Genomic DNA, 13,953 nt, shown 5'->3' on the forward strand with positions numbered 1-13,953 from the left:
ATGTTCCGCCGTACCACCCGCCGTGCGCTCCGCACCACCACCCGCCGTACGGCCCGGCGTACGGCACTGGTCGCCTCAGCGGCCGTGCTGACGCTGGCCACCGGCTGCGGTGCCGCCGACATGACCCGGCAGGCCTCGCCGTTCGCGAACGCCGGGGGCGCGAAGACCGTGACCCTGTCCGTGCAGTCCTGGGTGGGCGCGCAGGCCAACGTGGCCGTCGCCCAGTACCTGCTGGAGCACGAACTCGGCTACCGCGTCGACACCGTCCAGGTCGACGAGGTCCCCGCCTGGGACGCCCTCAGCCAGGGGCGTGTGGACGCGCTCCTGGAGGACTGGGGACACCCGGAGCAGGAACAGCGGTACGTCAAGGACAAGAAAACCGTCACCCGGGCGGGCGACCTCGGGGTGACCGGGCACATCGGCTGGTACGTCCCCACGTACTTCGCCGAGCGGCACCCGGACATCAAGGACTGGCGGAACCTGGACAAGTACGCCGACGAGTTCCGGACCCCCGAGAGCGGCAGCAAGGGCCAGCTCATGGACGGCTCGCCGTCCTACGTCACCAACGACAAGGCCCTGGTGGAGAACCTGGACCTGGACTACCAGGTCGTCTTCGCCGGCTCCGAGGCCGCGCAGATCACCCAGATCAGGCAGTTCGCCAAGGAGAGGAAGCCGTTCCTGACGTACTGGTACTCGCCGCAGTGGCTGTTCGAGAAGGTCCCGATGACCGAGGTGAAGCTGCCGCCCCACGAGGAGGGCTGCGACGCGGACCCGGCGAAGGTCGCCTGCGGCTACCCGCACACCCCGCTGCAGAAGTACCTCAACACCGATTTCGCCGAGACCGGCGGCGAGGCGGCGGCCTTCCTGAAGAAGTTCAGGTGGACCACCGAGGACCAGAACGAGGTCTCCCTCATGATCGCCGACCAGAAGCTCAGCCCGGACGAGGCGGCGAAGGCGTGGGTGCAGCGGCACGAGTCCACGTGGCGGGCCTGGCTGCCGTGACGGCGTGACCGTCCGGTCGTCCGGTCGTCCGTGTGGCCGGACGGCCGGACGCGGCTGCCGTGCCGGACGCGGCTGCCGTGCCGGTCGTGCCGGCCGAGCCGGGCGTGGCCGCGGGCCGGCCGCCGCCAGGGGCCCGGCCGCCGTGCCGGACGCGGCTGCCGTGCCGGCCGAGCCGGGCGTGGCCGCGGGGGCGTGGCCGCGTCAGCCCCGCCGCCGGTGGCGCAGGGTTCCCGCGAGCTCCCGCAGCGCGGCCGTCGCCCGCTGCTGGAGGCCCGGCCCGAAGGTGATCCGGGTGGCCCCCCGCTCGCCCAGCTCGGCGATCGAGGGGCCGTCGCCGACCGTCGCGATCGCGTTGAGCGGGCCCTCGACCGCGGCGCGCAGCAGCGGCAGTACGTCGAGGGGGGCGAGGATCGGATACACGCAGTCGGCGCCCGCCGCCACGTACAGCCGCGCCCGCTCGATCGTCCCGGCCACGTCCGGGACCCGCCGTACGAAGGTGTCGACGCGCGCGTTGACGAACAGCCGGCCGCCCGCCGCGGCCCGCACCGCGGCCAGGTAGTCCGCCTGCTCGTGCGGGTCCTTGAGTACCCCGTGCGCGGAGTCCTCCAGGTTGCAGCCCACGGCTCCCGCCTCCAGCAGCCGCTCCACCAGTTCCCCGGGCGCCAGGCCGTACCCGTCCTCCACGTCCGCCGACACCGGCACGTCCACCGCCCGCGCGATCCTCGCCACCGCCGCGAACATCTCGTCGGCGGGCGTCTCGCCGTCGGCGTGGCCGAGGGCGGCGGCCACACCGGCGCTCGGTGTGGCCAGCGCCGGGAACCCGGCGGCGACCAGGGCGCGGGCGGAGGCGGCGTCCCACGGCCCCGGCAGGACCAGCGGATCGTCCGGGGCCCGGCCGTGGTGGAGGCGCCGGAAGACCTCGGCCTTGCCCGCCGCGCCCTCCCGCACCGGGTCCTCGCCCGCCCCGCCCTCACGCATACCGCCCCCGCTCACCAGGCCGGCCCTCCCGGAGGGATCCGGCGGGCCACCATCAGCCGGTTCCAGCCGTTGATGACGGTGATCAGCGCGATCAGGTGGGCGAGTTCGGCCTCGTCGAAGTGCTTGGCCGCCGTCTCGTACACCTCGTCCGGCACGAACCCGTCCGTCAGCACGGTGACCGCCTCCGTGAGCGCGAGGGCGGCCCGCTCCCGCTCGTCGTAGACGCCGTCCCCGGCCTCCTGCCAGACGGCGAGCAGATCCAGCCTGCGGTCGCTCACCCCCTCCTTGCGGGCGATCGCCACGTGCATGTCCAGGCAGAACGCGCACCGGTTGAGCTGCGAGGCGCGGATCTGGACCAGCTCGGCCAGGGCGGGGTCGCCGAGGCCGCGCTTGGCGGCGGCGCTCAGGGACTGCATCGCCGTGCGGACCCCGGGGGCGAGACGGGTGGTGCGCGCGGTCACTTGTGGGTGCCCGGCTGGTAGTGCCCCGGCACCATCCGGCAGGTGACACCGAACCGGTTCCAGGCGTTGATCACCGTGATCGCGGCGATGAGCTGTGCCAGCTCCGTCTCCTCGAAGTGCGCGGCGGCCTTCTCGTACACCTCGTCGGGGACGAACCCGTCCGTCAGGACGGTCACCGCCTCCGTCAGCTCCAGCGCCGCGAGTTCCTTCCCGGTGTAGAAGTGCCGGGACTCCTCCCACGCGCTGAGCTGGACGATCCGTTCCACGCTCTCCCCGGCCGCGAGGGCGTCCTTGGAGTGCATGTCGATGCAGAAGGCGCAGTGGTTGATCTGGGAGGCGCGGATCTTCACCAGCTCGTACAGCCTGAGGTCCAGCCCCTGCCGGGCCGCCGTGTCGAGCCTGATCATCGCCTTGTGGACATCGGGGACGAGCTTGGCCCACTCCAGCCGGGGGGCCGCTTCGGTCGCACCGGTGACGGTCTCTGTGGTCATGCCCCGACCCTAGGGAGGAAGCTGCCCAGGCGTATGGTCCATTTCCATGGGGAAACCGTGGGCCACTCTGGGCATCGACCTCCATCTGCAACCGGCCGGCGGCGGGGTGCGCCGCGGCCTCACCGACGCCCTGCGCGACGCCGTCCGGGCCGGCCGGCTCGCCCCCGGCACCCGGCTGCCCTCGTCCCGCTCGCTCGCCACCGACCTCGGCCTCGCCCGCAACACCGTCGCCGGCGCCTACGCGGACCTGGTCGCCGAGGGCTGGCTCACCGCCCGCCAGGGCTCCGGGACGCGGGTCGCCGACCGCCCCGTACCACCGCAGGCCCAACACCCGGACCCCACCCCGAGCCGCACCGGGCGCCCCGCCTACAGCCTGGTCCCCGGCAGCCCCGACCTCGCGTCCTTCCCGCGCGCCCAGTGGCTCAAGGCGGCCCGCCGCGCCCTGGCCGCCGCCCCCAACGACGCCCTCGGCTACGGCGACCCCCGCGGCCGCGTCGAACTGCGCGCCGCCCTCGCCGGCTACCTCGCCCGCGCCCGCGGGGTGCGCACCGACCCGGACCGGATCGTCGTCACCGCCGGCTTCACCCACGCCCTGCGCCTGCTCACCCAGGTCCTGCACGCCCGCGGACTGCGCACGCTCGCGGTCGAGTCGTACGGCCTGGACGTGCACTGGGCACTGGCCGAACGGGCCGGGCTGCGGACCCGGCCGCTGCCGTTCGACGCGTCCGGCACCGACCCGGACGGCCTCACCGACGCCCGCGCCGTCCTGCTGACCCCCTCCCACCAGTTCCCCATGGGGGTGACCCTGCGGCCCGAACGGCGCGCGGCCGTCGTCGGCTGGGCCCGCCGCACCGGCGGGCTGATCCTGGAGGACGACTACGACGGCGAGTTCCGCTACGACCGCCAGCCCGTCGGCGCCCTCCAGGACCTGGACCCCGGCCACGTCGTCTACCTGGGCACCGCGAGCAAGTCCCTCGCCCCCGGCCTCCGGCTCGGCTGGATGGTGCTGCCGCCGTCACTGGCGCACGAGGTGCGCGGGCTCGGCAGCTCCTCCGTGGCCGTCCTCGACCAGCTCACCCTCGCCGAGTTCCTCACCTCGGGCGCCTACGACCGGCACGTCCGCGCCGCCCGGCAGCGCTACCGGCGCCGCCGGGACGCCCTGGTCGCCGCGGTCGCCGCCCGCGCCCCCGAGGTGACCGTCACCGGTATCGCGGCCGGGCTGCACCTGCTGCTCCAGCTCCCGCCCGGCTCGGAGGAGTCCGTGGTCCGCGCGGCCGCCTGGCAGACCCTCGCCGTGCACGGCCTCGCCCGCTACCGCCACCCCGAGGCCACCACCCGCCCCCTCGACGCCCTGGTCGTCGGCTACGGCACCCCGCCCGACCACGCCTGGGCGGGAGCCCTCGAAGCCCTGTGCAACGCCCTGCCCTAGGAGGCACCCCGCCGATCACGCCGGCCTCCCGGCGCGCGGCGCCGCGCCTCCCCTAGAGTGACCGGCAAGTGTCCGGTCCCTGTCAGGCCCCGTATGATCGCGGGCCGACGCCGCGGACACGGCAGCGCACGGACAACGGGGAGAAGAACGGCATGGCAGAGAACCGGCGACGGCTGCGCTCCAGCACCGTCGTGCTCGGCGGGATGGGCGTGATCGCCGCGGCCCTCACCTCCTGCGGCTCCGATCCCGACCGCCGCTGCGTCGACCGCGACAGCTACGACTACGCCAACGGCTACAAGGTCATCGCGGACAAGAACTGCAAGTCGGGCTCCTCCTACGGCAGGGGCGGCAAGGGCACCCCGGGCAAGGGCAAGAAGACCGGCAAGACCGGCAGCGGTGACGCCGCCTGGTACTACGACGCCGAAGTCAGCGGCGGTTACGCCGACCGCGGCACCTTCAGCCGCGACGAGGCCGTCGACCGCGGTGGCTTCGGCTGCTCGGGCTCCGGCAGCGGCGGCGGCTGAGCGAGACGCCCCCATGGAACGCCGCACCATCCAGCCCCGCCCCGGCTGGCAGCAGACCGTCGAGGAACAGGGCCTGATCTACCCGCTCACCCGCCACCCCGACGGCTCCCTGCGCCCCTACTGGGACGAGAGCGCCTACTACGTCTTCTCCCTGGAGGAGGTCGAGGCCCTCGAAGAGGTCGTCGAGGAACTGCACCGCATGTGCCTGGCGGCCGCCGGCCACATCGTCACCACGGGCCGCTTCGCCGACCTCGGCATCACCGACCCGCGCCTCGTCCGCGCCGTCGCCGAGTCCTGGGAGCGCCGCGCCGAACTCCCCTCCGTCTACGGCCGCTTCGACCTGCGCTACGACGGCCGCGGCCCCGCCAAGCTGCTTGAGTACAACGCCGACACCCCCACCTCCCTCGTCGAGGCCGCCTCCCCCCAGTGGTTCTGGATGGAGGAGCGCTTCCCCGGCGCCGACCAGTGGAACTCCCTCCACGAACGCCTCGTCGACGCCTGGCGCGAGCAGGCCCGCCTCCTCCCGCCCGGCAGCCCCCTCTACTTCGCCCACTCCAGCGCCGACGAACTCGGCGAGGACCTGATGACGGTCGCCTACCTCAAGGAGACCGCCGAGCAGGCCGGCCTCGACACCGGCTGGATCTCCATGGAGGAGATCGGCTGGGACCGGCTCTCCGGACGCTTCGTCGACCAGCGGCTGCGCTTCATCCGCAGCTGCTTCAAGCTCTACCCCTGGGAATGGCTCACCACCGACCGCTTCGCCGAGCACGTCCTCGACACCCTCGACAACGGCGGCGGCACCGGCACCACCCTGTGGATCGAGCCCGCCTGGAAGATGCTGCTCAGCAACAAGGCCCTGCTCGCCGTCCTCTGGGAACTCCACCCCGGCCACCCCAACCTCCTCCCCGCCTACCTGGACGGCCCCCGCGACCTGGCCACCACCGGCGGCTACGTCGCCAAGCCCCTGCTGGGCCGGGAAGGCGCCGGCGTCACCGTGCACGCTCCCGGCGCGGCCCCCGTCGTCCGCGACGAGCCCTGCTGCTACCAGCAGCTCGCCCCGCTGCCCGACTTCGACGGCAACCACGCCGTCCTCGGCACGTGGGTCGTCGGCGGCGCGTCCGCGGGCCTCGGCATCCGCGAGTCCGCCGGACTGATCACGGACGAGTACGCCCGCTTCCTCCCGCACGTCATCCTCTAGGGGGCCCGCCGGCCGGTCTCAGGCGCCCAGCACCGCCCGCAGCTGCGCCAGGCCCCAGTCCAGGTCCTCCTCCGAGACGACCAGCGGCGGCGCGATCCGCAGCGTCGTGCCGTGGGTTTCCTTCACCAGCACCCCCCGGTGCATCAGCTTCTCGCACAGCTCCCGGCCGGTGCCGTACCGCGGGTGCACGTCCACCCCCGCCCACAGCCCGCGCCCGCGCACCTGCGTCACCCGGCCCGTCCCGGCCAGCTCCGCCAGCTCCCGGTGCAGCCGCCCGCCCAGCTCCGCCGCCCGCGCCTGGTACTCGCCCGACCGCAGCATCGCGATCACCTCCAGCGCCACCGCGCACGCCAGCGGGTTCCCGCCGAACGTCGACCCGTGCTCACCGGGCCGGAACACCCCCAGCACCTCGGCCGACGACACCACCGCCGACACCGGCACGATCCCGCCGCCCAGCGCCTTGCCCAGCACGTACACGTCCGGCACCACCCCCTCGTGCTCACAGGCGAACGTCCGCCCCGTCCGGCCCAGCCCCGACTGGATCTCGTCCGCGACGAGCAGCACGTTCCGCTCCCGCGTCAGCTCCCGCACCCCCGGCAGGTAGCCGGCCGGCGGCACCACCACCCCCGCCTCGCCCTGGACCGGCTCGATCAGCACCGCGACCGTGTTCTCCGTCAGCGCCCGGCGCATAGCCGTCAGGTCCCCGTACGGAACGATCTCGAAGCCCGGGGTGTACGGGCCGTAGTCCGCCCGGGCCCGCGGGTCGGTGGAGAAGCTGATGACGGTCGTCGTCCGCCCGTGGAAGTTGCCGCCCGCGACGACGATCTTCGCCATCTCCGCGGGCACCCCCTTCACCCGGTACCCCCACTTGCGGGCGGTCTTCACCGCCGTCTCCACCGCCTCCGCGCCGGTGTTCATCGGCAGCACCATCTCCATCCCGCACAGCCGCGCCAGCTCCGTGCAGAAGGCGCCGAACCGGTCGTGGTGGAACGCCCGCGACGTCAGCGTCACCCGGTCCAGCTGCGCCTTCGCCGCCTCGACCAGCCGCCGGTTGCCGTGCCCGAAGTTCAGCGCGGAGTAGCCGGCCAGCAGATCCAGGTACCGCCGGCCCTCCACGTCCGTCAGCCACGCTCCCTCGGCGCCGGCCACCACCACCGGCAGCGGGTGGTAGGTGTGCGCGCTGTGCTTCTCGGCGGCGGCGATCAGGTCGTCGGTGGTGGTCACGGCACCTCCAGAAGGTGAACCAGATGAGGCGCCCTCCTTCCTATCCCCGCCCGGATCCCGGACGCGGGATCTTCACTCCCCGGCGCGCCCGGTAGGCTGAGGGCCGGGTCGTGACTGGCGCGCTTGGGATGGGACCGACCATCGGGGAGCGGCCCGAAGGGAAACTGTGCCGTGCGCCTGGGCCGAACCGTGTACGCCGAACGCCACGTCCGGAGGTCCCTGATGACTGACACGCCTGCGCCCCTCTCCACCGAGTCCACCGCCTTCCGCGCCGCCCTCGACGTGATCCGCGCCGTCGAGCCGCGCGTCGCCGACGCCATCGGCCAGGAGGTCGCCGACCAGCGCGAGATGCTCAAGCTGATCGCCTCGGAGAACTACGCCTCCCCGGCCACCCTGCTGGCCATGGGGAACTGGTTCAGCGACAAGTACGCCGAGGGCACCGTCGGCCGCCGCTTCTACGCCGGCTGCCGCAACGTCGACACCGTCGAGTCGCTGGCCGCCGAACACGCCAGGGAGCTCTTCGGCGCCCGCCACGCCTACGTCCAGCCGCACTCCGGCATCGACGCCAACCTCGTCGCCTTCTGGTCCGTCCTCGCCCAGCGCGTCGAGGTCCCCGCGCTGGAGAAGGCGGGCGCCCGACAGGTCAACGACCTCTCCGACGCCGACTGGGCCGAACTGCGCCAGGCCTTCGGCAACCAGCGCATGCTCGGCATGTCCCTGGACGCCGGCGGCCACCTCACCCACGGCTTCCGCCCGAACATCTCCGGCAAGATGTTCGACCAGCGCTCCTACGGCACCGACCCGGCCACCGGTCTCCTCGACTACGAGGCCCTGCGCGTCACCGCCCGCGAGTTCAAGCCGCTGATCATCGTGGCCGGCTACTCCGCCTACCCCCGCCTGGTGAACTTCCGCATCATGCGGGAGATCGCCGACGAGGTCGGCGCGACCCTGATGGTCGACATGGCCCACTTCGCCGGTCTCGTCGCCGGCAAGGTCCTCACCGGCGACTTCGACCCGGTGCCGCACGCCCAGATCGTCACCACCACCACCCACAAGTCGCTGCGCGGCCCGCGCGGCGGCATGGTCCTGTGCGACGACTCCCTCAAGGACCAGGTCGACCGCGGCTGCCCGATGGTGCTCGGCGGCCCGCTCCCGCACGTCATGGCCGCCAAGGCGGTCGCCTTCGCCGAGGCCCGCCGGCCCTCCTTCCGCGACTACGCCCAGCGCATCGTGGACAACTCCCGCGCCCTCGCCGAGGGCCTGATGCGCCGCGGCGCCACCCTGGTCACCGGCGGCACCGACAACCACCTCAACCTGATCGACGTCGCCTCCTCCTACGGTCTCACCGGCCGCCAGGCCGAGGCCGCCCTGCTGGAGTCGGGCATCGTCACCAACCGCAACGCCATCCCGGCCGACCCGAACGGCGCCTGGTACACCTCCGGCATCCGCGTCGGCACCCCCGCCCTGACCACCCGCGGTCTGGGCACCGCCGAGATGGACGAGGTGGCCGCCCTCATCGACCGCGTCCTCACCACCACCGAGCCGGGCACCACCAAGTCCGGGGCGCCCTCCAAGGCGGCCCACGTGCTCGACCCGAAGATCGCGGACGAGATCTCCCGCCGCGCCACCGACCTCGTGGCCGGCTTCCCGCTGTACCCGGAGGTCGACCTCGGCTGACCGGCCCGGTCCCGGAGCCGGCCGGCTCCGACGCGGCCGCCCGTGCGGCGGTCCGGCTTCGCGCCGGGCCGCCGCACGGCGTTCCGGCACCGGGCCCGCCCGCGCGGCGGCGCGCCGTACGCCCGCCCCGTGCTCCCCGTCCCGTCGGCGACGATCCACGGCAGCCACGGCCCGCCCGCCCCGCCGCGTGCCACGCGGCCGCACTCCCTCGTCACACCGCCGGCGACGGATCGGTCCCGACCTGTTGCGCACCAGTTCCGGACCGCCCGCCGAGACCTGAGAGAATGGGGGGCATGGCCTCTGATCGACCCCGCGTGCTCTCCGGAATCCAGCCCACCGCAGGCTCGTTCCACCTCGGCAACTACCTCGGCGCCGTCCGCCAGTGGGTGGCCCTGCAGGAGTCCCACGACGCGTTCTACATGGTCGTCGACCTGCACGCGATCACGGTCCCGCAGGACCCGAAGGAGCTGCGCGCCAACACCCGGCTCGCCGTCGCGCAGCTGCTCGCGGCCGGGCTCGACCCGGACCGCTGCACGCTGTTCGTCCAGAGCCACGTCCCCGAGCACGCGCAGCTCGGCTGGGTGATGAACTGCCTCACCGGCTTCGGCGAGGCCTCCCGCATGACGCAGTTCAAGGACAAGTCCGCCAAGCAGGGCGCCGACCGGGCCTCCGTCGGCCTGTTCACGTACCCGGTCCTCCAGGTCGCGGACATCCTGCTCTACCAGGCCCACGAGGTGCCGGTCGGCGAGGACCAGCGCCAGCACATCGAGCTGACCCGCGACCTGGCGGAGCGTTTCAACGGGCGCTTCGGCCCGACGTTCACGGTCCCGAAGCCGTACATCCTCAAGGAGACGGCGAAGATCTACGACCTCCAGGACCCGGCGATCAAGATGAGCAAGTCGGCGTCCACGCCGAAGGGCCTGATCAACCTGCTCGACGAGCCGAAGACCACCGCCAAGAAGGTCAAGAGCGCGGTCACCGACACCGACACCGTCGTCCGCTTCGACGCGGTGGAGAAGCCGGGCGTCAGCAACCTCCTCACCATCTACTCGACCCTCACCGGGGCGGGCATCGGGGAACTGGAGGAGAAGTACGCGGGCAAGGGCTACGGTGCGCTCAAGACGGACCTCGCCGAGGTGATGGTCGAGTTCGTGACGCCGTTCCGGGAGCGCACCCAGCAGTACCTGGACGACCCGGAGACGCTGGACTCGATCCTGGCCAAGGGCGCGGAGAAGGCCCGCGCCGTCGCCGCCGAGACGCTGGCCCAGGCCTACGACCGGGTGGGCTTCCTGCCGGCCAAGCACTGAACCGGGGCACCTGGCCGGGTGCGCGGCGCGCGGTGCGCCGCGTACGAGGCGGAGTGCCGCGCCGCGTGCGGGGCGTGCGCGGATGGTCCGGTCCGGTCCGCGCCCCGCACAGCGCTGCACATCACTACGGCTGCGCCTGCCCACGGCCGGGCCGTGGCCGTACAGTCGATAGCCGGACGGCCGCACGCGCGGCCGTCCGCCCCTCGCAGACGTACCGACACGACGACAGGAGACGACGTGGGGACCGTAACGATCGGTGTGTCGATCGCGGTCCCGGAGCCCCACGGCAGCCTGCTCCAGGAGCGGCGCGCGGGCTTCGGCGACGCCGCGGCTCACGGTATCCCCACGCATGTCACCCTGCTGCCGCCGACCGAGGTCGACGCCGCGCTGCTGCCCGCGATCGAGAAACACCTCGCGGAGGTCGCGGCGGCGGGACGGCCGTTCCCGATGCGGCTGTCCGGCACCGGGACGTTCCGTCCGCTGTCACCGGTCGTCTACGTCCGGGTGGCCGAGGGCGCCGAGGCGTGCACCTGGCTGCAGAAGCAGGTCCGCGACGCCTCCGGCCCGGTCGCCCGTGAGCTGCTGTTCCCGTACCACCCGCACGTCACCGTCGCGCACGGCATCGACGACGCGGCGATGGACCGGGCCTACGAGGAGCTGGCCGACTACGAGGCCGAGTGGCCGTGCACCGGCTTCGCGCTCTACGAGCAGGGCGCGGACGGGGTGTGGCGGAAGCTGCGGGAGTTCGCCTTCGGCACCACGGTCGTGCCGCCGCAGGCGTCGGCCCCGGCGGAGCACGGCACGCTGCACTGAGCGGTCCCCGCGCGGTCACCGGCCCCGGAGGGGCGGCTCAGACCGGCAGCCGGCGGAACACCGCCCGCGGCACGTGCCGCATCGCCGACATGACCAGGCGCAGCGCCCCCGGCACCCACACCGTTTCCGCGCGGCGGCGCAGGCCCCCCTCGACGGCCGCCGCGACCGCCTCGGGCGTCGTCGCGAGCGGGGCCTCGTCCAGGCCCGCCGTCATCCTGGAGCGGACGAATCCGGGGCGTACGACCATGACGTGGACGCCCGTGCCGTGCAGCGCGTCGCCGAGGCCCTGGGCGAAGGCGTCCAGGCCCGCCTTGCTGGAGCCGTAAATGAAGTTCGAGCGGCGGGCGCGCTCACCGGCGACCGAGGAGAGCACCACCAGCGAGCCGTGGCCCTGGGTCTGCAGCGCGCGGGCGCTGACCAGGCCGGCCGACACCGCGCCGGTGTAGTTGGTCTGCGCCACGCGCACCGCGTTCGCCGGCTCCCGCTCGTCGCGGGCCTGGTCGCCGAGGATGCCGAAGGCGAGCAGCACCATGTCGACGTCGCCCTCGGCGAAGACCTTGCCGAGGACCGCCTCGTGCGACTCGGGATCGAGGGCGTCGAAGGCGACGGTGCGCACGTCGGCGCCCAGGGCGCGCAGGCCCTCGGCGGCCTGCTCCAGGCGGGGCGAGGGGCGGCCCGCCAGCCACACCGCGCGGGTCCGGCGGGTGATCAGCCGCCGGGCGGTGGCCAGGGCGATCTCCGACGTGCCACCGAGGATCAGCAGGGACTGGGGGAGGCCGAAGGCGTCCTTCACGGCGGCTCCTAGAGGGTGAGTCGGCGGGCGAGATCGGACATGAACACCCCGCGCGGGTCGAGCTCCTGCCGCAGGGCGCGGAAGTCGGACAGCCGCGGGTACATCGCGGCGAGCAGGTCGGGCCGCATCCGGGAGTCCTTGGCGAGGTAGACCCGGCCGCCCGCGGCGGCGACCTCCTCGTCGAGTCCGTCGAGGAAGGCGTCGAGGCCGGGCAGCGCGGCCGGGATGTCCAGGGCCAGGGTCCAGCCGGGAGCGGGGAAGGACAGCCAGCCCGGGTCGGCGTCCCCGAAGCGTTTGAGGACGGCCAGGAAGGACGGGCAGCGGCGTTCGGAGATCCGGTGCACGATCCGGCGCAGGGTCTCCTCCCGGCCGTACCCGACGACGAACTGGTACTGCACGAAGCCGCTCCGCCCGTAGACGCGGTTCCAGTGCGGCACGCCGTCCAGGGGGTGGAAGAACGCGGGGATCCTCTGCAGTTCACCGGCACGCGCGCGTGGTGCCCTGCGGTACCAGAGCGCGTTGAACAGGCCCACGGTCCGCCGGGTGAGCAGGCCCTCCGGGAGGAAGGCCGGGGCGGCCGGCAGCCGGGACGGGCGGAAGGCGAGCGGGTCCCGGCGCGCACGCGCGGCCTTCGGCAGTGCCTCCAGGGGCGCGTGGTCGCCGCGGGTGAGCACCGCGCGGCCGGTCGCCGCGCCGCGTGCCAGCAGGTCGATCCAGGCGACGGAGTAGCGGTAGCGGTGGTCGGTGGTGGTCAGCCGTGCCATCAGGTCGTCGAGATCGGCCGCGCGTTCGGTGTCGACCTGCATCAGCGCCGTCTCGACCGGGTGGAGCCGGATCGTCGCGGTGAGGATCACCCCGGTCAGGCCCATGCCGCCCGTGGTCGCGTCGAACAGCGGGGTGTCACGTTCCACGGTGCGCACGCCGCCGTCGGCGGTGAGGAGTTCCAGGGACAGCACGTGGCGGGAGAACGACCCGGAGACGTGGTGGTTCTTGCCGTGGATGTCGGCGCCGATCGCGCCGCCGACGGTCACGTAGCGGGTGCCGGGGGTCACCGGCACGAACCAGCCGAGCGGCAGCAGGACCTGCATCAGCCGGTGCAGGGAGACGCCCGCGTCGCACAGCACGGTGCCGTCCGCCGCGTCGATCGCGTGGATCCGGTCCAGGCCGGTCATGTCGAGCACCGCGCCGCCCGCGTTCTGCGCCGCGTCCCCGTACGCCCGTCCCAGGCCCCGGGGGATGCCTCCGCGGGCCCCGCAGCCCCGGACGGCCGCCACGGCCTCCTCGTACGTCCGTGGGCGGATGAGACGGGCGGTGGTGGGAGCGGTGCGGCCCCACCCCGTGACGGATACGGTCTCGGCAGGCATGTCGGTGACCGTATCGCCCGTATGCACGCGATCGGTTCGGGAACATCCCGCCCCTCCCCGAAATGGGTGATTAATGGGATGTCGCTCAATATTGCCGTAGTTCCAGCCGGATCGGCGTGAACAGTGAGTCCACATGGACGACCTCGACGACATGGACCACCGAATCCTTTCGGCGCTCCGGGCCCACGGCTCCGACCCGCGCGTCGCGGCCGGCGCGCGCGCCCTGTCCCGGGCCGGTGAGCACGGGGCGCTGTGGCTCGCGGCGGGTCTCGTGGGAGCCGCCGCGGACCGGACGAGGCGCGGTGCCTGGCTGCGCGGAACCGCGCTCATCGCGGGCGCGCACCTCACCAGCATGGGGGTGAAGCGCATCGTGCGCCGTCCGCGCCCCGTACACGTCGAGCCCCTGGTGCGCACCGCGGGGCGGCACTCCTTCCCCAGCTCCCACGCCACCTCCGCCGCCGCCGCGGCCGTCGCCTACGGCACGCTCGGCGCCCTCGGCGCACGGGCGGTCGCGCCGCTCGCCGCCGCGATGTGCCTGTCGCGCCTGGTCCTGGGCGTCCACTACCCCTCCGACGTGGCGGCCGGCGCGGCACTGGGCGCGCTGACGGCGTGCGCGGGGGCCCGCTGGGTCCGGCGGGGCGTGCGCGGTGCCGCGTGTGAGACGGCGGGAGGTGCCCATGACTGAGGCCGCG

General features: G+C 73.7%; 14 protein-coding genes and 1 riboswitch. Of the genes, 8 read left to right on the forward strand and 6 right to left on the reverse strand.

Annotated elements, in window-relative coordinates; translation table 11 throughout:
- Positions 1-1,002, forward strand: a complete 1,002-nt coding sequence (locus SGLAU_RS20525) for an ABC transporter substrate-binding protein (RefSeq protein ID WP_078957802.1) — start codon at positions 1-3, stop codon at positions 1,000-1,002.
- 201 nt (positions 1,003-1,203) lie between these two features.
- Here the strand turns inward: SGLAU_RS20525 and SGLAU_RS20530 are convergent, their stop codons facing one another.
- The 3 genes from SGLAU_RS20530 to SGLAU_RS20540 are packed head-to-tail and all read right to left on the reverse strand — an operon-like array spanning position 1,204 to position 2,932.
- The gene (locus SGLAU_RS20530; RefSeq protein ID WP_078957803.1) at positions 1,204-1,980 is read right to left on the reverse strand and encodes an isocitrate lyase/PEP mutase family protein; all 777 of its coding nucleotides are present in this window, start codon (positions 1,978-1,980) and stop codon (positions 1,204-1,206) included.
- Between the two features lie 11 nt (positions 1,981-1,991).
- Positions 1,992-2,441 carry a carboxymuconolactone decarboxylase family protein gene (locus tag SGLAU_RS20535; RefSeq protein ID WP_043503491.1) on the reverse strand — a complete coding sequence of 150 codons (450 nt, stop codon included), beginning with the start codon at positions 2,439-2,441 and terminating at the stop codon, positions 1,992-1,994.
- Entirely contained in the window at positions 2,438-2,932 is a 495-nt protein-coding gene (locus SGLAU_RS20540; protein WP_043503493.1) for a carboxymuconolactone decarboxylase family protein, read from the reverse strand. The genes SGLAU_RS20535 and SGLAU_RS20540 overlap by 4 nt, the downstream gene beginning before the upstream one ends.
- A gap of 46 nt (positions 2,933-2,978) precedes the next feature.
- Here SGLAU_RS20540 and SGLAU_RS20545 point away from each other — a divergent pair, with 46 nt between their 5' ends.
- From SGLAU_RS20545 to SGLAU_RS20555, 3 genes are all read left to right on the forward strand, one after another.
- Positions 2,979-4,361: a PLP-dependent aminotransferase family protein gene (locus tag SGLAU_RS20545; protein ID WP_043503495.1), complete on the forward strand. Its 1,383-nt coding sequence runs from the start codon at positions 2,979-2,981 to the stop codon at positions 4,359-4,361.
- A gap of 152 nt (positions 4,362-4,513) precedes the next feature.
- The gene (locus SGLAU_RS20550; RefSeq protein WP_043503497.1) at positions 4,514-4,885 is read left to right on the forward strand and encodes a hypothetical protein; all 372 of its coding nucleotides are present in this window, start codon (positions 4,514-4,516) and stop codon (positions 4,883-4,885) included.
- A gap of 13 nt (positions 4,886-4,898) precedes the next feature.
- A complete protein-coding gene (locus SGLAU_RS20555) occupies positions 4,899-6,083 on the forward strand; it encodes a glutathionylspermidine synthase family protein (protein WP_043503498.1) in 1,185 nt (394 codons plus the stop codon).
- A gap of 18 nt (positions 6,084-6,101) precedes the next feature.
- Here SGLAU_RS20555 and rocD read toward each other — a convergent pair whose 3' ends face one another.
- Positions 6,102-7,307 (reverse strand): ornithine--oxo-acid transaminase, encoded by a 1,206-nt coding sequence (gene rocD, locus SGLAU_RS20560; RefSeq protein WP_043503499.1) that lies wholly within the window; start codon positions 7,305-7,307, stop codon positions 6,102-6,104.
- Positions 7,308-7,407: 100 nt separating this feature from the next.
- Positions 7,408-7,497, forward strand: a riboswitch (ZMP/ZTP riboswitch).
- Positions 7,498-7,529: 32 nt separating this feature from the next.
- On the opposite strand from rocD, the gene SGLAU_RS20565 reads away from it, so the two are divergent.
- From SGLAU_RS20565 to SGLAU_RS20575, 3 genes are all read left to right on the forward strand, one after another.
- Positions 7,530-8,984, forward strand: a complete 1,455-nt coding sequence (locus SGLAU_RS20565) for a glycine hydroxymethyltransferase (protein WP_043506857.1) — start codon at positions 7,530-7,532, stop codon at positions 8,982-8,984.
- 293 nt (positions 8,985-9,277) lie between these two features.
- Positions 9,278-10,291: a tryptophan--tRNA ligase gene (gene trpS / locus SGLAU_RS20570; RefSeq protein WP_043503500.1), complete on the forward strand. Its 1,014-nt coding sequence runs from the start codon at positions 9,278-9,280 to the stop codon at positions 10,289-10,291.
- 237 nt (positions 10,292-10,528) lie between these two features.
- Complete coding sequence (locus tag SGLAU_RS20575) at positions 10,529-11,104, forward strand: 2'-5' RNA ligase family protein (protein ID WP_043503502.1); 576 nt, start codon at positions 10,529-10,531, stop codon at positions 11,102-11,104.
- Between the two features lie 37 nt (positions 11,105-11,141).
- On the opposite strand, the gene SGLAU_RS20580 is transcribed toward SGLAU_RS20575, so the two are convergent.
- On the reverse strand, positions 11,142-11,897 hold the full coding sequence (locus SGLAU_RS20580) for a decaprenylphospho-beta-D-erythro-pentofuranosid-2-ulose 2-reductase (protein WP_043503503.1): 756 nt from the start codon (positions 11,895-11,897) through the stop codon (positions 11,142-11,144).
- 8 nt (positions 11,898-11,905) lie between these two features.
- Entirely contained in the window at positions 11,906-13,261 is a 1,356-nt protein-coding gene (locus tag SGLAU_RS20585; RefSeq protein WP_043503504.1) for an FAD-binding oxidoreductase, read from the reverse strand.
- 133 nt (positions 13,262-13,394) lie between these two features.
- Here SGLAU_RS20585 and SGLAU_RS20590 point away from each other — a divergent pair, with 133 nt between their 5' ends.
- Complete coding sequence (locus SGLAU_RS20590; RefSeq protein WP_052413836.1) at positions 13,395-13,946, forward strand: phosphatase PAP2 family protein; 552 nt, start codon at positions 13,395-13,397, stop codon at positions 13,944-13,946.
- The last annotated feature ends 7 nt before the right edge of the window (positions 13,947-13,953 follow it).

Source organism: Streptomyces glaucescens (genome assembly GCF_000761215.1).
Classification (GTDB): domain Bacteria; phylum Actinomycetota; class Actinomycetes; order Streptomycetales; family Streptomycetaceae; genus Streptomyces; species Streptomyces glaucescens_B.